This is a genomic window from Azospirillaceae bacterium (genome assembly GCA_028283825.1).
In the GTDB taxonomy this organism is placed as follows: domain Bacteria; phylum Pseudomonadota; class Alphaproteobacteria; order Azospirillales; family Azospirillaceae; genus Nitrospirillum.
Map to the genome: position 1 here is coordinate 1,122,515 of JAPWJW010000003.1, position 22,172 is coordinate 1,144,686.

The following is a 22,172-nucleotide window of genomic DNA, read 5'->3' on the forward strand; positions in this document are numbered from 1 at the left end:
CTCGATGGTCGCTTGGAATAGAAGGAAGACATCAGGCCGGGCGGCCGCCCGTCCACAGGGTGACGGTCAGGGGCGTGCCGGGCAGATACACGGGCGCCGTCACCTCCAGCCCCGCCAGACCGAACCACTGCGCCATCTCATCATCACCGAAGCCCAGCCGGCGATGGGCATGGTCGATGCGCAGGTTCTCCAGATCATGGCTGGCGAAATCCACCACGATCAGGCGTCCGCCGGGGCGCAGCACCCGGGCGGCCTCGGCCAGCACCTCCTGCGGCGCTTCGGCGTAGTGCAGCACCTGGTGGATGATCACAATGTCCTGGCTACCGCTGGGCAGCGGTACCTGGTACATGTCCGCCAGCCGGACCTGGCAATGGCGCAGGCCCGCCTTTTCCAGATTGGCGCGGGCCACGGCCAGCATCTCACGCGACGCGTCGATGCCCAGGGCCCGGGTGACGTGAGGACCGAACAGTTCCAGCATGCGGCCGGTGCCGGTGCCGATGTCCAGCAGGTCACCCACACCGCCCGGCGGCACCAGGGCCAGCAGCGCCTGTTCCACGTCCCGCTCCGGCACGTGCAGGCTGCGCACCTCATGCCAGCGGGCGGCGTTGTCGCGGAAATACTGGGCGGCGGTTTCCTGGCGGGCGCGCTTGATCTGGTCCAGGCGTTCCAGGTCCAGCGCCAGGCCGGGGTCGTCCGCCGGGATGGCGTCCACCAGGGTGCGCGCCAGTTCCGCCACGGCGCCGCGTTCCGCCAAACGGTAATAGGCCCAAATGCCTTCGCGGAACCGGTCCAGCAGGCCGGCGTCGCACAGCAGTTTCAGATGGCGGGAGACGCGCGGCTGGCTCTGCCCCAAAATCTGCGTCAGTTCGCTGACCGTCAGTTCACCATGGGCGCACAGGGCCAACAGCCGCAGCCGCGTCGGCTCGGCCGCCGCCTTCAGCGCCCCCAGCAGGAATTCCATGGCCCAAAAGTCCCAATTGCGTTCGTCGTGTATGGTCGTTTGTACATATAAAGATGTCTTTATGCGAGAGAATAATCTCGCCGGACCGGGGTTGCCGGCCTACCCCGCAGTGCCGAAGCCGGCCCTGCCGCAAATGCGAAACCCATCCCTCAGATGCCCACCCCTATATCGAAGGTCAGATAGAAAAGGCCCCCCTGCTGGCCCACCTCTTAGTGGCGCCTGGATTTCGCCATAAAGCATGGCAATCATCCTCAGTAACCGATCTCACCCGTGGGTTGCCGCATGCGCCTCATGACGCTGACCTTGCCGAGCGGACGCCTGGTTTCTCGCCCGCTGCTTCGGCTGGGACGGCGGTTGGCCCCGACAATACTTGTCGTGGGCGCGCTCCTGGGCAGCTCGGCCTGCGCCACCCGTCCGGACGGCGGCACCATGCGCCCCGCCCTGGCAGGCCCCGAACCCAACGATCCGCTGGAAGGCATGAACCGCGGCATCTTCTGGTTCAATGACAAGGTGGACCAGAACGTGCTGCGCCCGGTGACCGTCGCCTACCGCTGGGTGTTGCCCCAGGGCCTGCGCGACGCCGTCTCCAACGTGCTGAACAACGTGCGCTCCCCCCTGACCCTGGCCAACAAGCTGCTGCAGGGGGATTGGGACGGCGCCGGGGTGGCGGTGGAGCGGTTCTTCGTCAATTCCACCGTCGGCATCGGCGGCCTGGTGGACGTGGCCGCCAACTGGGGCCTGCCCTACGACTATGAAAGCCTGGACCAGACCTTCGCCGTCTGGGGCATTGATGAGGGGCCGTACCTGGTCCTGCCCTTCCTGGGGCCATCGTCCGTGCGCGATGCCGTCGGCTACGGGCTGGAGGCCTGGGGCGACCCTGTGACGCGGGTGGCCGGAAATACCGACAACGACTGGGCCAACTACACCCGCGTCGGCCTGACAGTGGTCGATGCGCGGTCCACCTACTTCGAGGCGCTGGACGACGTCCGCCGCAACAGCCTGGACTATTACGCCGCCATGCGCGCCCTGTACCGACAGCAGCGCGACGGCTACGTCCTCAACGGCAAGTCTGACCCGCACCAATATCCCACCATTCCCGACTACTCCCAGAACCCCGAGCCGTAATAGAAAGGCCCCGCCCGCCGGCGCCCTGCCGGGAGGGGCCGAACCGAACCAAACCCGGATCCCGTGACCCCCGTCACTGCACCCGCCCCCGTCAAAGACGGACAGTCCCGCCACACGATGAGACCAACAAGGCTATGACCAACATGCTGACCCGCCGCACTCTTTTGCTCGGCACCGCTACGCTGGGCGTCGCCCTGTCCTTAGGGGTGCCCTTCGCCTCGCCCGCTTTCGCCGCCGCCGATACCGGTGCCGCGGTGAAGTTCGTGCAGTCGCTGGGCGACAAGGCCATCGGCGTCCTGTCGAAGCCCGGCATCTCGAAGGCGGAGGTCCAGTCCACCTTCGCCCAGTTGCTGGAACAGAATTTCGACGTCCAGACCATCGGCCGCTTCGTGCTGGGCCAGTACTGGAACCTGGCAAACGAGGCCCAGCGCCAGGAATACCAGAAGCTGTTCCAGACCATGATCGTCTCGGTCTATTCGGAACGCTTCAGCCAGTACGCGGGCGAGACCTTCAAGGTCGGCGCCGCCCAGCCGAACGGCGACAAGGACGCCATCGTCAACAGCCAGGTGGTGCGGTCCAACGGCCCGGCCGTGAACGTCGATTGGCGCCTGCGGTCCAAGGACGGCAGCTTCCGCATCATCGACGTGGTGGTGGAGAATGTGAGCATGAGCCTAACCCAGCGGTCGGAATTCGCATCCGTCATCGAAAGCCACGGCCGCGACTTCAACGCCCTGCTGGAGGCGCTGCGCGACCGGATCCAGAAGGCGAACACCGGCGCCACCCAGTAAGTCAGCCACTTCAGCACGTGTTCTTAAAAAGCCGGTGAACCGGCATCGTTCGAGAGTTTGGCAGTTGGAAATGCCGCCCCCGGGCAACGACCTGGGGGCGGCATTTCTGTTTCCGGAAAGCCTTGGCCGCGCCGAATACGGGTGCTGGGTCAGAACATGTCCGCCAGTTCCGCCGCCGTGAGCTTGGCCGCCGCGACCGTGTCGGCGGCGCGACCATCCCAGGTATGCTCGACCGGCAGCGTCACAATCTCCCGCACGCCGATGAACGGCAGCCAGAATTCGATGTAGCCGCTCAAGTGTGAGAAGCCGGGCGACTGCTGGCCCTGGATCGCCGCTGCCTGACTTTGTCCGCGCACGTACACGACCAGGGCCTTGTCGATCGCCAGCGACGGCCCGTAGGCCTTGCCATCGAAGGTGAACAGCATGTTCCTTTGGCAGGATAGATCAATGAGTTGCTTCAATTTGTAGGGGTAGGAGAAATTCCACAGGGGAATGCCCAGGACGATCCGGTCAGCCGCCCTGAAGCGGGATGCCAGGCGTCCGATGCTGTCCCACGTGTCCTGTTCGGCGGCCGACATCGGCACGCCGGACACTCCTTTGTATTTGGTTCCGATCGCGTCGCCATCGAACTCCGGCAACGGCTCTTTCCAAACGTCCAGCGTGTCGACCACCAGGTCGGACCGTCTGCGGCGGTAGGCGGAGAGGAAGGTGTCGACGATGGCGGCGGACACGGAGTCCGACCGCGGGGAGGCCAGTATGCTCAACAGTCGCACGGGAGGGGATCCTTTCCTTCGCTCCGGTGGGCGGCATCATAGGCGCTCGCGCAGACTCAGCCGGCTTGGCCCTGGGCAAGGCGCGCTTGCGCCGGCGCAAGCGCGCCACGGGTTGCGCGGGCCATGACCCGCGACTTATCTTTGCCTGCCCGCAAGCGGCTATTGAAATTGGCCCAATGGGTTTGCGAAAGGGCAAGACATCATGGATTGGAACGACTTCCGCCTGATGCTGGCGATCAGCCGCGCGGGGTCGCTGACGGGTGCTGCCAAAGCGCTGGGCCATGATCATTCCACCATCTTCCGGCGGCTGAACGCGCTGGAGGCGCGGTTTCAGGTTCAGTTGTTCGAACGGAACGCCGGCGCCTATCGTGTCACCGACGCCGGCGAACGCATGCTTCTGGCGGCCGAACGCATGGAGGAGGAGGCGCTGGCCCTGGACCGGGAGATCACCGGCCGGGATACCCGCCTATCGGGAAACCTCAAGATCACCTGCTCCGAAAGCCTGGCCTACCGGCTATTGAACGACCTGCTGGTGGAGTTCCGGGCAAGGCACGACGGGATCTCCATCGAACTGCTGGTCGACAACCGGCAACTGGACCTGCTGCGCCGCGAGGCGGACATCGCCATTCGCGCGACGCGGCCGGTAGAGGGGGACCTGTTCGGCCGGCAGATCGCGGAATCCGCCTGGGCGCTGTACGCCGCCCCGAAATACCTGGCTGGCCGGCCGGAGCCGGTGGCGCCGACCTTCGCGGGGCATAGTTTCATCGGCTGGGATACGGCCGCGACCGCCGCGGCCGCGACCTGGCTCACCCGGACGGTAGCCGGCGACGCGATCGTCTACCGATCAAGCAGCCTGATCAATCAGATGATGGCGGTGAAAGCCGGCATCGGCATGGCGCTGCTGCCTTGCTATCTCGGGGACCAGGAACCGGACCTGGTCAGTGTATCCGGCCCGGAGGTGACACTGACCCGTGAACTCTGGCTGATCACCCACCGCGACCTTCGGAACACGGCGCGGGTGCGCGCCTTCTTCGATGTCGTCGGCCACGGCCTGATGGCGCGCCGGGAACTGATCGAAGGCCGGCGCTGACAACGCCGTTCGCCCTTCAAAAGCGGTTCCGCTTTGCCGCCGGCGGCATTAGCGTGAGCCCATGTTGTGGGAATGGATCGCCAGCTGCCTGACCGACTGCACCCCAGCCGCGCGCAGGCTGGGTTATCACCGTGAGCCCGCCGCCATCCAGGCCCGCGCCCGCCGCTGCCGCGACGCCTGGGCACCCCATCTGGCATGCAGCCGTGAAAAGGTGGCCTGGGCCGCCCAGGCGCATGGCAAGGGTGGTACGCTGCTGGTGCTGGGCTCCGGCGCCTTGCTGGACCTGCCGGCGCCGCCTGAGTTGCTGACCCATTTCACCAGCGTCATCCTGGCCGACATCGCCCACCCACCCACGGCACGCCGCCAGGCACGCCGACATGCGGCGGTGCGCCTGGCACGCGTCGATCTCACCGGCACCGTGGCCGACATCGTCGGTGGCCGGCCCCTGAAGCCCGGCTGCGATGCCTTCACCGATGGTCCCGCCCCGGATCTGGTGATTTCCCTGAATGTGCTGTCACAGTTGCCCCTCAAGGCCCGCGCCCAGGTGGCGGCACAGGGGGACGACATCGCGGCCGACACCTTGGCGGCGGACATCGTCGTCGCCCATCTCGACCACCTGGCGCGCCTCAACGCCCCTTGCCTGATTCTGACCGATGTGGAGCGGCGCTGGCTGGACGCGGACGGCATCGTGCGGGCGTCGGAAGACCCGCTGTTCGGCCGGACTCTGCCGGGGGAACGCCTGGATAGCTGGCCCTGGGCCGTGGCTCCATTGGGTGAGATGGCCCAGGGCGGTGCCATGGAAACCACTGTGGCCGCCCACCTGGTGCGGAGCGGCCCCTGAGCCGTTCCTGCCAGGCAGGCGTCGCGAGCCGCGCCCTGGGTCGGAGTTAAGACTATCGTATAGATTGCAAATCCTCTCGGTTAGATCTCATCTTCTGCGGGCATAACGTCGGAGAATGCAATCCATGGGAGATTGCTCGCTGACCCATGTCCTGTTTTTCGCGCCTATTTCGCGCGGGGGAGAGGTCTCATGAACCCCGATGGCGGAGACCCGCACCATGACCTGCGAAGCATTGACCCCCCGTAAGGCAAACAGCCGCCGACGCGGTCTGGGGGGACTGGTGGCCGCCCTGCTGCTGGCCACAGCCCCCGCCCTGGCGGCCCCGCCCCCGGCCGCCCCCGCGGACCAGCTGGAAGGGGTGGTCATTCTGATGCGGCACAGCGTCCGCTCCTATATGAACGATCCACGCTGCACCAGCGCCCCGCAGTCGAGCTGTTTGGACAGCTGGTCGAAAGAGCCCTGGCCGCTTTTCAGCGTACCGCCGGGCAACCTCACGGAGCGGGGTTTCCAGCTGGCGAAGCTGCTGGGCGCCTATTATGGAGAACATTACCGCGCCCTGGGCATGCTCCCGGCGGACAAGTGCAACAGCATCTGGGTGCACGCCAACCGGACCCAGCGCACGATCAAGACCGGCGAGGCCCTGGCGGCCGGCCTGGCGCCGACCTGCGATATCCATGTCGATACCGTGGCGGAGGGGCAATACGATCCCCTATTCGATCCCGTGCCGGCCGGGGCCACCCACCTGGACATGAATCTCGCCCTGGCGTCCGTGCAGGGCCGCATCGGCGATGCCAAGCCCTGGACGGCGGCATGGGCCGCCAATACCGAAGCGCTGCAGACCCTGCTGCTGGACTGCAAGCCCGAACGGTGCAAGACCGAGATCAGGAACGGCGGACCGCTGGCCGGCCGGCAGTTGCTGACCGAAGTGCCGACGTCCCTGAGCATCGGCACCAGCGCCCCCGTCGACCTGAACAGCCCGGTATCAAGCGGCGCCACCCTGACCGACAGCCTGCTGATGGCCTATGCCGAGGGCTTTCCGGAATCCAAGCTGGCGGGGGGACGACTGACCCTACCCCTGATGAACCAGGTGGAGGCGTTGAACGAGGCCAACTGGGACATCCGGCTACGCACCCCCTACATGGCACGGGTGGGTGCCACACCCCTGCTTCAGCGCATCGTGTCCCTGCTGTCCGGCGACGGGGCGCCGTTCAGCGTGCTGGTCGGCCATGACGGTAACGTCATCCTGCTGGGCGGCCTGCTGCGCATGGACTGGGCCATGACAGGATATCAGCCGGGCGAGGTGCCCCCGGCGTCCGGCCTGGTGTTCGAACGCTGGCGGCGGGGCAGCGACGGCAAGATCGTCATTCGCGCCCGCTACACGACGCAAAGCCTGCAACAGCTGCGCGAAGCGAAGGTGCTGACGGAAGAACATCCCCCGCTGGCGTCGCCGGTGTTCATCCCCGGCTGCAGCGAGTCCGGCCTGACAACCATGGACTGCCCGCTGGAGACCTTGCACATCGTCGCCTTCGCGGCGACGCACAGCCCCGACGTCCCCTGAAGGCTGTATCATGTGAAAAAGGGGGCGGCCAACGGCCACCCCCTTCGTCCTCATCCCAAAACCGGTTCGCTCAGTTGCGCACCAGCGGACGGTACTTGATGCGGTGCGGCTGGTCGGCGGCGGAACCCAGGCGGCGCTTACGGTCCACCTCGTAATCCTGGTAGTTGCCCTCGAACCAGACCACCTGGCTTTCGCCCTCGAAGGCCAGGATGTGGGTGGCGATGCGGTCCAGGAACCAGCGATCATGGCTGATGACCACGGCGCAGCCAGCGAAGCCCACCAGCGCCTCTTCCAGGGCGCGCAGGGTTTCAACGTCCAGGTCGTTGGTCGGTTCGTCCAGCAGCAGGACGTTGGCGCCGGACTTCAGCATCATGGCCAGGTGCACGCGGTTACGCTCACCGCCCGACAGCTGGCCCACCTTCTTCTGCTGGTCGGAACCACGGAAGTTGAAGGCGGAGACATAGGCGCGCGACGGCATGGAACGCTTGCCCAGCTCGATCACGTCCAGGCCGCCGGAGATTTCCTCCCACACCGTCTTGTTGGGGTTCAGGGCGTCACGGCTCTGGTCGACATAACCCAGCTTCACCGTGTCACCCACCTTGAAGGTGCCGCTGTCCGGCGTCTCCTGGTCGGTGATCATGCGGAACAGGGTGGTCTTGCCCGCACCGTTGGGGCCGATGATACCGACGATGCCGCCGGGCGGCAGGCGGAACGACAGGTCGTCGATCAGCAGGCGGTCGCCGAAGCCCTTCTTCAGGTGGTCGGCCTCGATCACCAAATTGCCCAGGCGCGGCGGCACGGGGATGACGATCTGGGTGTCGGTGATCGCCTCCTTCGTGCTCTGCGCCAGCAATTCCTCGTAGGCCTGGATACGGGCCTTGGACTTGGCCTGGCGGGCGCGCGGGCTCTGCCGCACCCATTCCAGTTCCTGGGACAGCTGCTTCTGGCGGGCGTCCTCGGTCCGGCCTTCCTGGGCCAGGCGCTTTTCCTTCTGTTCCAGCCAGCTGGAGTAGTTGCCCTCGTAGGGGATGCCCGAACCGCGGTCCAGTTCCAGGATCCAGCCGGTGACGTTGTCCAGGAAGTAACGGTCATGGGTGACCATCACGACCGTGCCCTTGTAGTCGGCCAGGAAGCGCTGCAGCCAGGCGACGCTTTCGGCGTCCAGATGGTTGGTCGGTTCGTCCAGCAGCAGCATGTCGGGCTTGGCCAGCAGCAGCTTGCACAGCGCCACGCGGCGCTTCTCACCGCCCGACAGCTTGGTGACGTCGGCGTCGCCAGGCGGGCAGCGCAGCGCGTCCATGGCGATCTCGACCGTGCGCTCGATGTCCCAGGCGTCGGCGGCGTCGATCTTCTCCTGCAGCTCCGCCTGTTCGGCGATCAGCGTGTCGAAGTCGGCGTCCGGGTCCGCCATCGCGTTGCTGACCTCATTGAAGCGGTCCAGCAGGCCCTTGGTGGACGCGAGCGCGTCCATGACGTTTTCCTGGACGTTCTTGGCGGGATCCAGCTGCGGCTCCTGCGCCAGGTAGCCCACGGACACGCCGTCGGCGGACCAGGCCTCGCCGTTATAATCCTTGTCCAGGCCGGCCATGATCTTCAGCAGGGTGGACTTGCCCGAGCCGTTGACGCCCAGCACGCCGATCTTGGCGCCGGGGTAAAAGCTCAGCCAGATGTTCTCGAACACCTTGCGGCCGCCCGGGTAGACCTTGGTCACACCCTTCATCACGTATACATATTGGTACGACGCCATGGGCTGTCTCTTCACAAAGGGTGGGAACGAAGGCAGGGTGCGGACCCAGCCGGCGACGCCTTTTACCCCACCATCCCACCCCCGCGCAACGCGGGTGGCAACGACGCGAAAGCCTTAAGGCCATGTTGGACATCTATATCGACGCCGACGCCTGCCCGGTGAAGGAAGAGATCTTCAAGGTGGCGGAACGCTATCAGCTGAAGGCCTTCCTGGTGGCCAACGGCCCCTTGCGGGTGCCCCCCGGCGGCCTGGTGCAGCTGGTGGTGGTCAGCGACAGTTTCGACGCCGCCGACGACTGGATCGCCACCCACACCAGTGTGGGCGACATCGTCATCACCGCCGATATCCCCCTGGCCGACCGCTGCCTCAAGGCCGGCAGCCGGGTGATCGGACCCACGGGCCGCCCCTTCACGCCGCAGTCCATCGGTACCGCCATCGCCACCCGCGCGCTGATGAGCGACCTGCGCGCCATGGGCGTGGTCCAGGGCGGCAACGCCCCCATGGCCAAGCGCGACAAGTCGCAGTTCCTGCAGGCGCTGGACACCACCATCCACGCCATCAGGAAGACGGGCAAGTAGCGGCAAACATCACGGTGCGGGCACGCCCCCGCCCCTTTCCCGCCCCAATGCCCCCCGAAGCTTTCCGTTGAGACTGGCGTCGAGTGTCCAGTCCGAATCGATGGAGGCAGGGCATGCAACGACACTCATGGCGGAAGACCATCCTGCTGACGGCAGTGGTCATGTCCCTGGGTGCCACGGCCACCCTGGCCAACACCCAGAAGGGTGTCGGCGCGTTCGAGCGCCGGGACTACAAAACCGCCCTGGCGGAACTGGCGCCGGCGGCGGAAAAGGGCGAGCCGGAGGCTCAGACCTATCTGGGCTGGATGTATGAGAAGGGGCTGGGGGTGCCGGTGGACTACGCCCGTGCCCAGGCCTGGTACGTCAAGGCGGCCGACAAGGGCCATGCCCACGCGCTGAACAATTTGGGTTCGCTCTATTTCATGGGCAACGGCGTGCCCAAGAACGCCACCAAGGGCATCAGCCTGTTCCGCCAGGCCGCCAAAAAGGGCGACGGCCAGGCCCAGATGAACCTGGCCATGATCTATTACATGGGCCAGGACGCCCCCAAGGACGATACCGAGGCCGCCCGTTGGGCCAAGGAAGCCGCCCGCCGCGGCAACCCCAACGCCCAATCCCTGCTGGCCCGCCTGTACGACACCGGCGCCGGCCTGCCGCGCAACCCGGTGCTGGCCTATACCCTGGTCCTGCTGTCCGGCGACAACCCGGAAGCCAAGACCCTGCGCACCCGCCTGGACGGCGAACTCAGCACCGCGCAGAAGGCGGAGGCACAGACCCTGGCCAGGAACTGGCAACCGGGCCAGCCCCTGCCCACGGCGACGCGGACGTGAGGAGAGCGACCCTTCACACACCGTCCAACTGGATGACGCGTATATCGTCACACCGGATGCCGGCGTCATTGGTCAGAAACGTATCGCAGCCGGTCGTCAGCGCGGACGCGACGTGAACGGCATCTATCAGCTTTAAACGCTGCTGGGCCCCGAACAGGGCTGCGCGTTCCAGGATTTCCAGTCCAACTGGTATGAGCTGGAACACGCCGGAACCACCGAATATCTCACGATATGTCTCGACAAGCGCCGCATCTCCACGTTTGTGAGCGCCAAGCAAACATTCGGCGATGGTGATTTGGCTCGTCAGGAACTGAGCACCGTCCAATTCTTTTATAAATAAATTAGCGAGCTTTTGCCGAAGGTCCGGCTGGCCTTCGACCTGATAGATAATGATATTGGTATCAACATATACTCTGCGACCGGCCGGCATTATCGCTATTCGTCGCCCCGGATTTCACGAATTTCCGCATCGATCTCCGCTTGGCCACGGCCGCCTGCCGCACCCACGCCCAAGCCAGACAGTGCCAGGAAACGGGCCACACCATCGCTGGCCTGACCAGCGGCCGCGCCAAGGTGAGCATCCGGTTCTTCAATGATAATGGTGAACCGCTGCCCAGGCTGAAGGTTATGGGCCCGAGCCACGTCCTGAAAGGTCTGGATGGTCACGTCCCGCACGACATGGCCCATGGTCGGTTCCTCATGAGAGCGGATACTCGCCATGATGTTATGCCCTCCAACGCCGAAACGTCAAATTGAAGGCCGCCGGCGACTGCATCACCAATCGGGATAGGGGGCGATCCTTGAGGACCGCTCCCCTCCCACACCACCCGGCATGCGGGTCCGCACCGGGCGGTTCGAGGAGTTGAGGTCAAGAGAGACGGGGCATTCCCAGGGCGTCCGCCCATTGCAGGGAGAGGACGGCATTGAGGGCCATCCCGCTGTTGCGCCACCAGCGGCGGCTATTGGCCGCCACCTGATGGAGCACCTTGGGTTTGGCCCCGAGTGCTTTCAGTTCCCTGTAGATGGTCGTGCCCCGTTTCCAATGCTTGAGCTGGATGGCCCGCAGCCGATGGCGCATCCACTTGTCCAGGTCGTTCCAGACCCGGGGTGTCTGCGCCAGGCGGAAGTAGGCCTTCCATCCCAGAACATAGGAACGCAGGCGCATCACCACCTCCTGCACACTGTTCCCGCCGGAACGGCGGGTCAGCTGCCGGATGCGATGCTTGAAGGTCGCCAGCGGCTTGTCGGCAACCCGCCGCTTGATGACGCCACCGGGCGCCACCCAGAAGCCGTAGCCCAGGAACTTGCGGCCGAACACGCTGGTCACCGCGCTCTTGGTCTCGTTGACCGAGAGACGCAGTCGGCCGTAGAGCCGCCGCAACAGCGCCATCACCCGCTCACCCGCCTTCCGGCTGCGAACGTAAACGTTCGCATCGTCAGCGTAGCGCACGAAGCGATGACCCCGGCGCTCCAGTTCCCGGTCCACCTCGTCGAGCAAGACGTTGGCCAGCAGCGGCGACAGCGGGCCGCCCTGCGGCGTCCCCCTCTCCCGTGCCTGGACCACGCCCCCCACCATGATCCCGCTGTCCAGGTACGACCGGATCAGCCGGACGATGCCGGCATCCCCAATGCGCTTCCAGAGACGGTCGATCAGGATGTCGTGGTTCACCCGGTCGAAGAACTTCTCCAGGTCCACGTCAACCACAACCCGCCGGCCCGACTGGACGTACGACTGTGCCTTCAGCACCGCGTCGTGCGCCCCTCGCCCCGGACGGAAGCCGTAGCTGTACTCGCTGAAGCTCGGATCAAGGAGCGGCTGCAACACCTGCAGCAGCGCCTGCTGGATCAGGCGATCCGTCACCGTCGGGATGCCGAGTTCACGCTCGCCACCGTCCGGCTTCGGGATCGCCACCCGTCGTACCGGCCAAGGCCGGTACGTCCCCGACAACACCTGGCTCCGGATCGCGGGCCACACCGTGCGCAGATGGGCCGCCGTCTGGTCAATGTCCAGACCGTCAACCCCCGCCGCGCCCTTGTTGGACCGCACCCGTCGCCAAGCCCGTTGCAGGTTCTCTCGCGTCAGGGCCGCCAGCAGCAGCCCTGACCCCGTGTTTTCCATTTCCGGGCGCGGGCGCAAGGCTTCGTCGCTGCCGGGCCCGGGCAAGGCTTCACCTCGCCCCCCTCCCGACCGCCCCGCTTGCGCGGACATCTGACGCTCTGCCTTCCGCATCGCCACGGTGGATCAACACTCCTCCTCGTTCGGTCCTTCGGCACCAGTTGAACCGGCCCCTACTATGACCTCTGCTGACTTCCCGCTCCGGCTCGACACCGTCACCCTTTCAGGCATAAGGCGGGATCTCCCCAGGTAAGAGCGCGCTCCTTCACCACACAACCGCCGGATCTACGGCGCCGACCCTTGATCACGAGAGCTTCGCGGTTCATGGCCCGCTCGCCCTGCTCGGCACCGCCTTCTATCCGGTTCTTGTTCATCGGCTCGTGGTTTCGCTCCACGCTTCCTCCCCACGATCAGTCGCCCTCTCGCAGTTGCGTTTCGCTTCGTTCACCGTGATCAGCTTACGGAGGGACTTCCACCCTCAAGAACGCGCCCATGCTGGGCGCACCAAGAAAAGGGCCGCACCCCGGTTTGGGATGCGGCCCTTCGCTTTACTCAAGCATCCGGTTGGCCTCAGGCCGCCGGCTGTTCCGTCGCGACTTCCACCGGCAGGGCCGGGGCTTCGCCGCCCTGCAGGGCGGAAAGCTCGCGGTCGCGCTCGGCGGCGATCTGCTTCAGGCGGTTCACGACACTGCCGGTACCCGCCGGGATGAGGCGGCCGACGATGACGTTTTCCTTCAGGCCTTCCAGGTTGTCCGACTTGCCCTGGACGGCGGCTTCCGTCAGGACGCGGGTCGTTTCCTGGAACGAGGCGGCGGAGATGAACGAACGCGTCTGCAGGCTGGCCTTGGTGATGCCCTGCAGCACCGGACGGCCGCGGGCAAACCGCAGGCCACCCTCGCCTTCGTCCATGCGGGCCTGGACCTTGCGGTTTTCGGCGTCGAACTCCTCGCGGTCCACCTGCTCGGCGATCAGCAGCGTGGTGTCGCCCGGCTCGTCGATCTCGACCTTCTGCAGCATCTGGCGAACGATCACCTCGATGTGCTTGTCGTTGATCTTCACGCCCTGCAGACGATAGACGTCCTGGATTTCGTTGGTGAGGTAGGAGGCGAGAGCCTCCACGCCCATGACGGCCAGGATGTCATGCGGGACGGGGTTGCCGTCCATCAGCAGGTCGCCCTTCTGGACAAAGTCACCCTCCTGCACGGAGATGTGCTTGCCCTTCGGGATCAGGTACTCACGCTGGTTCTCGGCCTCGTCGTTGGGAACGACGACGATGCGGCGCTTCGTCTTGTAGTCCTTGCCGAACTCAACCCGGCCGTCGATGTCCGAGATGATGGCGAAGTCCTTGGGACGACGGGCCTCGAACAGTTCCGCCACGCGCGGCAGACCACCGGTGATGTCACGCGTCTTGGAGCTTTCACGCGGGATACGGGCCAGCACGTCGCCGGCGCGGACATGCCCGCCGTTTTCCACCGACAGGATGGCATCCACGCTGAGGTAGTAGCGGGCTTCCACGCCGTTCGGCAGCTTGATGATGTCGCCGTTGGCGTCACGCAGCGTGATACGCGGACGCAGATCCGCGCCACGCGGCTGCTGCCGCCAATCGACCACCACCTTGGACGAAATGCCCGTGGCCTCGTCAACCACTTCACGGATGGACACGCCCTCGACCAGGTCGACGTAGTTGGCGGTGCCCTCACGCTCGGTGATGATCGGCAGGGTGTAGGGGTCCCACTCCGCCAGGCGATCACCCTTCTTCACCAGCACGCCGTCTTCGACGAGCAGCTTGTTCAGCTTGGCGCCGTAGGGGATGCGGTGACGGGCGCGCTCACGACCCTGGCTGTCGAACAGCGCCAGTTCGCAGTTGCGGCCCATGATGACCGGCACGCCGTCGCCGTTCAGAACCATGTTGCGGTTCTTCACGACGACCTTGGCGTCGATGCTGCTGTCCACGGACGACTGCTCGGCACCACGCTGGGCCGCACCGCCGATGTGGAAGGTACGCATCGTCAGCTGGGTGCCGGGCTCACCGATCGACTGCGCGGCGATGACGCCGACGGCCTCACCGATGTTCACGGTGGTGCCGCGGGCCAGGTCGCGGCCGTAGCAGCAACCGCAGACACCCTCGCGGGTCTCACAGGTCAGCACCGAGCGGATCAGCACGGTGTCGATGCCGGCACGCTCGATCAGCTCCACGGCCTGCTCATCGATCAGGCCGGCGGCCGGAACGAGGACGGTGCCGTTCAGCGGATCGACCACGTCAACCGAGGCGCAACGGCCCAGGATGCGTTCCGACAGGGGCGAGATCACCTCACCGCCATCGATGACGGCGCGCATGGTCAGGCCCTTGGTGGTGCCGCAGTCGTTTTCCACGACGATGGCGTCCTGGGCGACGTCGACCAGACGACGGGTCAGGTAACCGGAGTTCGCCGTCTTCAAGGCGGTATCGGCCAGACCCTTACGGGCACCGTGGGTGGAGTTGAAGTACTCCAACACGGTCAGGCCTTCCTTGAAGTTGGAGATGATGGGCGTCTCGATGATCTCGCCCGAGGGCTTGGCCATCAGACCGCGCATACCGGCCAACTGCTTGATCTGGGCGGCGGAACCACGGGCACCGGAGTGGGCCATCATGTAGACCGAGTTGACGCCGACGCCGGGGCGCGGCTGCTCGATCACCTTCATCATGGCGCCGGCGACCTTTTCGGTCGTTTCCGACCAGACGTCGACCACCTTGTTATACTTTTCGCCCTGGGTGATCAGGCCGTCCAGGTACTGCTGCTCGTATTCCTTGACGCGCTCCTGCGCCTCGTGGATCAGCACTTCCTTCTCGGCCGGGATGACCATGTCGTCCTTGCCGAAGGAGATGCCGGCGCGGCAGGCGTGGCTGAAGCCCAGCTTCATCAGGCGGTCGGCGAAAATCACCGTCTCCTTCTGACCGCAATGGCGGTAGACGGCGTCGATGATGTTGCCCACGTCCTTCTTGGTCAGCAGCCGGTTGATCATCGCGAAGCCGATGGCCGGGTGACGGGGAAGGATTTCCGACAGCAGCATGCGGCCGGGGGTGCTCTCCACGCGGGTGATGATGGGGTTACCATCCTGGTCAATCGTGTGATAGCGGCACTGCACCTTGGAATGCAGGGTCACGACCTTGGCGGCCAGGGCCTGCTCGATCTCGCCGATGTCGGTGAAGGCCATGCCCTCGCCCACGGCGCCGGCCAGTTCCATCGTGATGTAGTACAGACCCAGGACGATGTCCTGGCTGGGAACGATGATGGGCTTGCCGTTGGCGGGCGACAGGATGTTGTTGGTCGACATCATCAGGACGCGCGCTTCCAGCTGGGCCTCAAGGCTCAGCGGGACGTGCACGGCCATCTGGTCGCCGTCGAAGTCGGCGTTGAAGGCGGTGCAGACCAGCGGGTGCAGCTGGATGGCCTTGCCTTCGATCAGGGTCGGCTCGAAGGCCTGGATGCCCAGACGGTGCAGCGTCGGCGCGCGGTTCAGCATCACGGGATGCTCGCGGATGACCTCTTCCAGGATGTCCCAGACCTCGGGACGCTCCTTCTCCACCATGCGCTTGGCCGCCTTGATGGTGGAGGCCATGCCGTACAGTTCCAGCTTGGCGTAGATGAAGGGCTTGAACAGCTCAAGCGCCATCTTCTTCGGCAAGCCGCACTGGTGCAGCTTCAGCTCCGGGCCCACGACGATGACCGAACGGCCGGAATAGTCGACGCGCTTGCCCAGCAGGTTCTGACGGAAGCGGCCCTGCTTGCCCTTCAGCATGTCGCTGATGGACTTCAGCGGACGCTTGTTGGCGCCGGTGATGACACGACCGCGGCGGCCGTTGTCGAACAGGGCGTCGACGGCCTCCTGCAGCATGCGCTTTTCGTTACGCACGATGATGTCGGGCGCGCGCAATTCGATCAGCCGCTTCAGACGGTTGTTGCGGTTGATGACGCGGCGGTACAGGTCGTTCAAGTCGGACGTGGCGAAACGGCCACCGTCCAGGGGGACCAGCGGGCGCAGTTCCGGCGGGATGACCGGGACGACGTCCAGGATCATCCACTCGGGCCGCGAACCGGACTCCAGGAACGCCTCGATCAGCTTCAGGCGCTTCACCAGCTTCTTGCGCTTGGCTTCGCTGGCGGTTTCCTTCAGGTCCTCGCGGACGGTCTTCATCTCCTCTTCCATATCGATGGCGGAGAGAAGGACCTTGATGGCCTCGGCACCGATGGACGCGGTGAAGGCGTCCTCGCCGTATTCGTCCTGGGCCTGGGTGTACTCTTCCTCCGACAGAAGCTGGTGCAGCTTCAGCGGGGTCAGGCCGGGCTCGGTGACGACGTAGTTCTCGAAGTACAGGACCCGTTCCAGATCCTTCAGCGTCATGTCCATGAGCAGGCCGATGCGGCTCGGCAGGCTCTTCAGGAACCAGATGTGCGCGACGGGCGAGGCCAGCTCGATGTGGCCCATGCGCTCGCGCCGGACCTTGGCCAACGTCACTTCGACGCCGCACTTCTCGCAGATGATGCCGCGGTACTTCATGCGCTTGTACTTGCCGCACAAGCACTCGTAATCCTTGATCGGACCGAAAATGCGGGCGCAGAACAGACCGTCGCGCTCCGGCTTGAAGGTCCGGTAGTTGATGGTTTCAGGCTTCTTGATCTCGCCGAACGACCAGGAGCGGATGCGCTCCGGGCTCGCGATCGAGATGCGGATCTGATCGAAGCTCTGCGGCCCTTGCACCTGGCCGATAATGTTCATCAACTCATTCATAAGCCGTCTCCCCTGGGAAGGGCTGGAAACCGTGTGGGCTGCAAACCGGGATGCGGCGGCGCCCCATTGCTGAGGCGCCGCCCGCTAAAAAGAACCCGGTGATCAGTAGGACCGCTCGTTCAGCTCGACGTTCAGGCCCAGGGACCGCAGTTCCTTGACCAGCACGTTGAAGCTTTCCGGAATGCCGGCTTCGAAGTTGTCGTCGCCGCGGACGATGGCCTCGTAAACCTTGGTACGGCCGGACACGTCGTCCGACTTCACCGTCAGCATTTCCTGCAGCGTGTAGGCGGCGCCGTAGGCTTCCAGCGCCCAGACCTCCATTTCACCGAAGCGCTGACCACCGAACTGGGCCTTGCCGCCCAGCGGCTGCTGGGTGACCAGGCTGTACGGGCCGATGGAGCGCGCGTGGATCTTGTCGTCCACCAGGTGATGCAGCTTCAGCATGTAGATGTAGCCGACGGTGACCTTGCGGTCGAACGCCTCGCCGGTACGACCGTCGGTCAGGACCATCTGGCCCGAACTGTCGATGCCGGCTTCCGTCAGCATGTGGACAATGTCGTCCTCCCGCGCGCCGTCGAAGACGGGGGTCGCGAACGGGATGCCGCGGCGCAGGTTGCCGGCCAGTTCCAGGACCTCGCCGTCGGTGAGGTCGCTGACCTCCTCCTCGTACGCCTGTTCGCCGTAGATGTGCTTCATGCGGCCCTTGATGTTCTCAAGGACGGGGGCCTTGGCCTCCGGCTCCGCATGGCGCATCTGGTCCAGCATCTGGCCGATCTGCTTGCCCAGACCGGCGGACGCCCAACCCAGGTGGGTCTCGAGGATCTGACCGACGTTCATGCGCGAGGGCACGCCCAGCGGGTTCAGAACGATGTCCACCGCCTGGCCGTCGGCCAGGTAGGGCATGTCCTCGATCGGCAGGATGCGGCTGATCACACCCTTGTTGCCGTGACGGCCGGCCATCTTGTCGCCGGGCTGCAGCTTGCGCTTCACCGCCACGAAGACCTTGACCATCTTCATGACGCCGGGCGGCAGCTCGTCGCCGCGCTGCAGCTTCTCGACCTTGTTCTCGAACCGCTCCTGCAGCTTCTGGATGCTCTCATCGAACACCCGGCCGTAGGCCTCGACGTTCTCCATGATCTGGTCGTTGCCGACCGCGATCTGGCGCCACTGGCCGCGCGACAGGCCCGACAGCAGCTCCTCGTTGATGATCTCGCCCGACTTGATGCCGCGCGGGGCGGACAGCACGGACTGGCCGACCAGCACTTCCTTCAGGCGGGTATAGAAGCTGCGCTCCAGAATACCCTTCTCGTCGTCGCGGTCCTTGGCCAGCTTCTCGATCTCGGCCCGCTCAATCGCCAGGGCGCGCTCGTCCTTGTCGACACCGCGACGGGAGAAGACGCGAACCTCGACCACCGTGCCGGTGACGCCCGGCGGCAGGCGCATGGACGTGTCGCGCACGTCCGAGGCCTTTTCACCGAAGATGGCGCGCAGCAGCTTTTCTTCCGGCGTCATCGGGCTTTCGCCCTTCGGCGTCACCTTGCCGACCAGGATGTCGCCCGGCTTCACCTCGGCACCGATGTAGACGATGCCCGCCTCGTCGAGGTTCTTCAGAGCCTCTTCGCCGACGTTGGGGATGTCGCGGGTGATTTCTTCCTGGCCCAGCTTGGTATCGCGGGCCATGACCTCAAACTCGTCGATATGGATCGACGTGAAGACGTCATCGCGCACGATGCGCTCGGAGATCAGGATCGAATCTTCGAAGTTGTAGCCGTTCCAGGGCATGAACGCGACCAGCACGTTCCGGCCCAGGGCCAGCTCGCCCAGGTCGGTCGAGGGACCGTCGGCGATGATGTCGCCCTTCTCCACCCGGTCGCCCACCTTCACCAGCGGACGCTGGTTGATGCAGGTGTTCTGGTTGGAGCGCTGGAACTTCAGCAGGTTGTAGATATCGACGCCGGGGGCCGCCGCGTCCGTGTCGCCGGTGGCGCGCACGACGATGCGGGTGGCGTCGATCTGGTCGATGATGCCGGCGCGGCGGGCCGCGATGGCAACGCCCGAGTCACGGGCGACCGTCGCTTCCATGCCGGTGCCGACCAGGGGCGAGTCCGCCTTGATCAGCGGCACGGCCTGACGCTGCATGTTGGAGCCCATCAACGCGCGGTTGGCGTCGTCGTTCTCCAGGAACGGGATCAGCGCCGCCGCGACGGACACCAGCTGCTTCGGCGACACGTCGATCAGGTCGATCATGTCGGAACGGGTCATCATGTACTCACCGCCCTTACGGCAGCTGATGAGGTCGTCCATGAAGCGGTTGTCGGCGTCCAGCGTGGCGTTGGCCTGCGCCACCATGTAGCGGCCTTCCTCCATGGCGGAGAGATAGACCACCTCGTTGGTGACGCGCTTGTCCACCACCTTGCGGTAGGGGCTTTCGATGAAGCCGTACTGGTTCACGCGGGCGTACGTCGCCAGCGAGTTGATCAGACCGATGTTCGGACCTTCGGGGGTCTCAATCGGGCAGATACGGCCATAGTGCGTCGGATGCACGTCGCGGACTTCGAAGCCCGCGCGCTCACGGGTCAGACCGCCCGGCCCGAGGGCCGAGAGACGACGCTTGTGGGTGATTTCCGACAGCGGGTTGGTCTGGTCCATGAACTGCGACAGCTGCGAGGAGCCGAAGAATTCACGCACCGCGGCCGCCGCCGGCTTGGCGTTGATCAGGTCGTGCGGCATGACCGTGTCGATCTCGACCGAGCTCATGCGCTCGCGGATCGCGCGTTCCATGCGCAGCAGGCCGACGCGGTACTGGTTCTCCATCAATTCGCCGACGGAGCGGACGCGACGGTTGCCCAGGTGATCGATGTCGTCGATCTCGCCCCGGCCGTCCTTCAGCTCGACCAGCAGCTTCAGGATCGACAGGATGTCGTCCTTGCGCAGGACGCGCATCTGGTCGTCCGTCTGGAAGCCCAGGCGGGCGTTCATCTTCACGCGGCCCACGGCCGACAGGTCGTAGCGCTCGCTGTCGAAGAACAGGCCGCTGAACAGCGCTTCCGCGCTTTCCAGCGTCGGCGGCTCACCGGGACGCATGACGCGGTAGATGTCGATCAGCGCGTCTTCACGGCTGGCGTTGCGATCCGCCGCCATGGTGTTGCGGATGTAGGCGCCGACGTTCAGATGGTCGATGGCCAGCACCGGCACTTCGTCAACGCCGACCTTCTCCAGCTTCTCCAGGGCGGCGGTGGTGATCTCGTCACCCGCCTCGAAGATCACTTCGCCGGTCAGTTCGTTGATGATGTCGATGGCGAGGTAACGGCCGGCCAATTCCTCGGTCGGGACCTTCACCTCTTCCAGGCCACCCTCCTGCAGCTTCTTCAGCACGCGGGGGGTCATCTTGGTCTCGCGCTGCAACAGCACCTCGCCCGTGCGGGCGTCGATGAGGTCGGAGACGAGCTTGATGCCCTTCATGCGATCGGCGACGAAGGCGGTCTTCCAGCCGTCGCCGGCGCGGGTGTAGGTGATGGTGTCGTAGAAGGCGCCGAGCATTTCCTCCTTGGACATGCCCTGGGCTTCATACGGGGCCAGGTTATGGCCCTGCTTGGCACGCTCGGCCCGCGCCTTCTGCGTCTCGGCGCCGTCCAGCGCGAACAGCAGGGTGGTGGCGGGCAGCTTGCGGCGACGGTCGATGCGGACATAGACCAGGTCCTTGGCATCGAACTCGAAGTCCAGCCAGGAACCGCGGTAGGGGATGACGCGCGCGGCGAACAGGTACTTGCCCGACGAATGGGTCTTGCCCTTGTCGTGGTCGAAGAACACGCCCGGCGACCGGTGCATCTGGCTGACGATGACGCGCTCGGTGCCGTTGATCACGAAAGTGCCGTTGGCCGTCATCAGGGGCATGTCGCCCATGTAGACGTCCTGCTCCTTGATGTCGCGGATCGACTTCAGGCCCGTGTCCTCGTCCGTGTCGAACACGGTCAGGCGCAGGGTCACCTTCAGCGGCGCCGCGAAGGTCATGCCGCGCTGCTGGCATTCCTCCACGTCGTACTTGGGCTGTTCAAGCTCGTACTTAACGAAGTCGAGCACGGCACGGTCGGAGAAGTCCTTGATCGGGAAGACCGACTTGAACACTTCCTGAAGGCCCAGATTGGTCCGCTTCTCGGGCGCGGTGTCCATCTGAAGGAAGTGGTCGTAGGAGCTCCGTTGAACCTCGATGAGGTTCGGCATGCGGGTCACTTCGGGAATGCGCCCGAAGCTCTTGCGAATACGCTTACGTCCCGTGAACGACTTGGCCATGAAATGCGCCTCTCGTGAACTAGGCCCGGGTCAACTGCGCCGGCCGAATTGGATGCGACGGCAAGCGAAACAAACACAAATAGGCGCGTCCGGCCCCGCCCCTTCAGGAGCGGCCGCCGTCCGGCGCCAAACCACTAAAACTACGCTTCCCGCCCCCAATTCCCATTCGGAAACCTTCTTCGGGAAGACCTTGGAGGTTCAGCATACGCCACCCTCCGGGAAAAGGCGACAGCGCTGGGCGGCGGTCCCCCATATGGGGGGTGCCACCGTCCAGCGCCATCACTTTTTTCAGAAACGTCCGCAAGGGGTCGTTTCTTACTTCACTTCGACCTTCGCGCCGGCGTCTTCCAGCTGCTTCTTAATCTTAGCAGCCTCGTCCTTCGTGGCGGCTTCCTTGACGGTCTTCGGCGCACCCTCGACCAGGTCCTTGGCTTCCTTCAGGCCCAGGCTGGTGATGGCGCGGATTTCCTTAATCACGTTGATCTTCTTGTCGCCAGCGTCGACCAGGATCACGGTGAATTCGGTCTGCTCTTCGGCGGGAGCGGCGGCTTCAGCGGCCGGGCCGGCAGCGGCGGCGACGGCCACCGGAGCGGCGGCGGACACGCCCCACTTCTCTTCCAGGAGCTTCGACAGCTCGGCGGCTTCGATGACGGTCAGAGCGGACAGCTCTTCAACCAGCTTTTCCAGCTTGGACATGGGTATCTC

Annotated in this window: 16 protein-coding genes; 7 read left to right on the top strand and 9 right to left on the bottom strand. The window is 65.1% G+C overall.

From position 1 onward, the window contains the following. Positions 1-31: 31 nt before the first annotated feature. Entirely contained in the window at positions 32-961 is a 930-nt protein-coding gene (locus PW843_17015; protein MDE1148294.1) for a metalloregulator ArsR/SmtB family transcription factor, read from the bottom strand. A 375-nt stretch (positions 962-1,336) separates the two neighbouring features. Here PW843_17015 and PW843_17020 point away from each other — a divergent pair, with 375 nt between their 5' ends. Next, positions 1,337-2,086 carry a VacJ family lipoprotein gene (locus PW843_17020; GenBank protein ID MDE1148295.1) on the top strand — a complete coding sequence of 250 codons (750 nt, stop codon included), beginning with the start codon at positions 1,337-1,339 and terminating at the stop codon, positions 2,084-2,086. 134 nt (positions 2,087-2,220) lie between these two features. Then, entirely contained in the window at positions 2,221-2,874 is a 654-nt protein-coding gene (locus tag PW843_17025) for an ABC transporter substrate-binding protein (protein MDE1148296.1), read from the top strand. A 149-nt stretch (positions 2,875-3,023) separates the two neighbouring features. Here the strand turns inward: PW843_17025 and PW843_17030 are convergent, their stop codons facing one another. Continuing rightward, complete coding sequence (locus PW843_17030; GenBank protein MDE1148297.1) at positions 3,024-3,647, bottom strand: NAD(P)H-dependent oxidoreductase; 624 nt, start codon at positions 3,645-3,647, stop codon at positions 3,024-3,026. Positions 3,648-3,849: 202 nt separating this feature from the next. On the opposite strand from PW843_17030, the gene PW843_17035 reads away from it, so the two are divergent. From PW843_17035 to PW843_17045, 3 genes are all read left to right on the top strand, one after another. After that, positions 3,850-4,737, top strand: a complete 888-nt coding sequence (locus tag PW843_17035; GenBank protein MDE1148298.1) for a LysR family transcriptional regulator — start codon at positions 3,850-3,852, stop codon at positions 4,735-4,737. 61 nt (positions 4,738-4,798) lie between these two features. After that, the gene (locus tag PW843_17040; protein ID MDE1148299.1) at positions 4,799-5,578 is read left to right on the top strand and encodes a hypothetical protein; all 780 of its coding nucleotides are present in this window, start codon (positions 4,799-4,801) and stop codon (positions 5,576-5,578) included. 280 nt (positions 5,579-5,858) lie between these two features. Next, the gene (locus tag PW843_17045) at positions 5,859-7,136 is read left to right on the top strand and encodes a histidine-type phosphatase (protein ID MDE1148300.1); all 1,278 of its coding nucleotides are present in this window, start codon (positions 5,859-5,861) and stop codon (positions 7,134-7,136) included. 70 nt (positions 7,137-7,206) lie between these two features. Here PW843_17045 and ettA read toward each other — a convergent pair whose 3' ends face one another. Beyond that, on the bottom strand, positions 7,207-8,883 hold the full coding sequence (gene ettA / locus PW843_17050) for an energy-dependent translational throttle protein EttA (protein ID MDE1148301.1): 1,677 nt from the start codon (positions 8,881-8,883) through the stop codon (positions 7,207-7,209). A 125-nt stretch (positions 8,884-9,008) separates the two neighbouring features. Between ettA and PW843_17055 the strand changes: the two genes are divergently transcribed. Together PW843_17055 and PW843_17060 are read left to right on the top strand one after the other, a co-directional pair. Next, the gene (locus PW843_17055) at positions 9,009-9,461 is read left to right on the top strand and encodes a YaiI/YqxD family protein (GenBank protein MDE1148302.1); all 453 of its coding nucleotides are present in this window, start codon (positions 9,009-9,011) and stop codon (positions 9,459-9,461) included. 113 nt (positions 9,462-9,574) lie between these two features. Further along, the gene (locus PW843_17060) at positions 9,575-10,291 is read left to right on the top strand and encodes a tetratricopeptide repeat protein (GenBank protein ID MDE1148303.1); all 717 of its coding nucleotides are present in this window, start codon (positions 9,575-9,577) and stop codon (positions 10,289-10,291) included. Between the two features lie 13 nt (positions 10,292-10,304). On the opposite strand, the gene PW843_17065 is transcribed toward PW843_17060, so the two are convergent. From PW843_17065 to rplL, 6 genes are all read right to left on the bottom strand, one after another. Next, positions 10,305-10,721, bottom strand: a complete 417-nt coding sequence (locus PW843_17065) for a PIN domain-containing protein (protein ID MDE1148304.1) — start codon at positions 10,719-10,721, stop codon at positions 10,305-10,307. A 5-nt stretch (positions 10,722-10,726) separates the two neighbouring features. Beyond that, the gene (locus tag PW843_17070; GenBank protein ID MDE1148305.1) at positions 10,727-11,011 is read right to left on the bottom strand and encodes a hypothetical protein; all 285 of its coding nucleotides are present in this window, start codon (positions 11,009-11,011) and stop codon (positions 10,727-10,729) included. A 148-nt stretch (positions 11,012-11,159) separates the two neighbouring features. Further along, a complete protein-coding gene (gene ltrA / locus PW843_17075) occupies positions 11,160-12,410 on the bottom strand; it encodes a group II intron reverse transcriptase/maturase (GenBank protein MDE1148306.1) in 1,251 nt (416 codons plus the stop codon). A gap of 567 nt (positions 12,411-12,977) precedes the next feature. Further along, entirely contained in the window at positions 12,978-17,177 is a 4,200-nt protein-coding gene (gene rpoC, locus PW843_17080) for a DNA-directed RNA polymerase subunit beta' (GenBank protein MDE1148307.1), read from the bottom strand. Positions 17,178-17,279: 102 nt separating this feature from the next. Further along, on the bottom strand, positions 17,280-21,467 hold the full coding sequence (gene rpoB / locus PW843_17085; GenBank protein MDE1148308.1) for a DNA-directed RNA polymerase subunit beta: 4,188 nt from the start codon (positions 21,465-21,467) through the stop codon (positions 17,280-17,282). Between the two features lie 315 nt (positions 21,468-21,782). Further along, positions 21,783-22,163, bottom strand: a complete 381-nt coding sequence (gene rplL / locus PW843_17090) for a 50S ribosomal protein L7/L12 (GenBank protein MDE1148309.1) — start codon at positions 22,161-22,163, stop codon at positions 21,783-21,785. Between the last annotated feature and the right edge of the window lie 9 nt (positions 22,164-22,172).

Bases quoted from the DNA above. Each gene is read 5' to 3' on its own strand.
- PW843_17035 (MDE1148298.1), top strand. From the start codon at position 3,850: ATGGATTGGAACGACTTCCGCCTGATGCTGGCGATCAGCCGCGCGGGG.
- rpoC (MDE1148307.1), bottom strand. From the start codon at position 17,177: ATGAATGAGTTGATGAACATTATCGGCCAGGTGCAAGGGCCGCAGAGC.
- rplL (MDE1148309.1), bottom strand. From the start codon at position 22,163: ATGTCCAAGCTGGAAAAGCTGGTTGAAGAGCTGTCCGCTCTGACCGTC.
- PW843_17060 (MDE1148303.1), top strand. From the start codon at position 9,575: ATGCAACGACACTCATGGCGGAAGACCATCCTGCTGACGGCAGTGGTC.
- PW843_17040 (MDE1148299.1), top strand. From the start codon at position 4,799: ATGTTGTGGGAATGGATCGCCAGCTGCCTGACCGACTGCACCCCAGCC.
- PW843_17015 (MDE1148294.1), bottom strand. From the start codon at position 961: ATGGAATTCCTGCTGGGGGCGCTGAAGGCGGCGGCCGAGCCGACGCGG.
- PW843_17070 (MDE1148305.1), bottom strand. From the start codon at position 11,011: ATGGCGAGTATCCGCTCTCATGAGGAACCGACCATGGGCCATGTCGTG.
- rpoB (MDE1148308.1), bottom strand. From the start codon at position 21,467: ATGGCCAAGTCGTTCACGGGACGTAAGCGTATTCGCAAGAGCTTCGGG.
- PW843_17025 (MDE1148296.1), top strand. From the start codon at position 2,221: ATGACCAACATGCTGACCCGCCGCACTCTTTTGCTCGGCACCGCTACG.
- PW843_17065 (MDE1148304.1), bottom strand. From the start codon at position 10,721: ATGCCGGCCGGTCGCAGAGTATATGTTGATACCAATATCATTATCTAT.
- ltrA (MDE1148306.1), bottom strand. From the start codon at position 12,410: ATGGAAAACACGGGGTCAGGGCTGCTGCTGGCGGCCCTGACGCGAGAG.
- ettA (MDE1148301.1), bottom strand. From the start codon at position 8,883: ATGGCGTCGTACCAATATGTATACGTGATGAAGGGTGTGACCAAGGTC.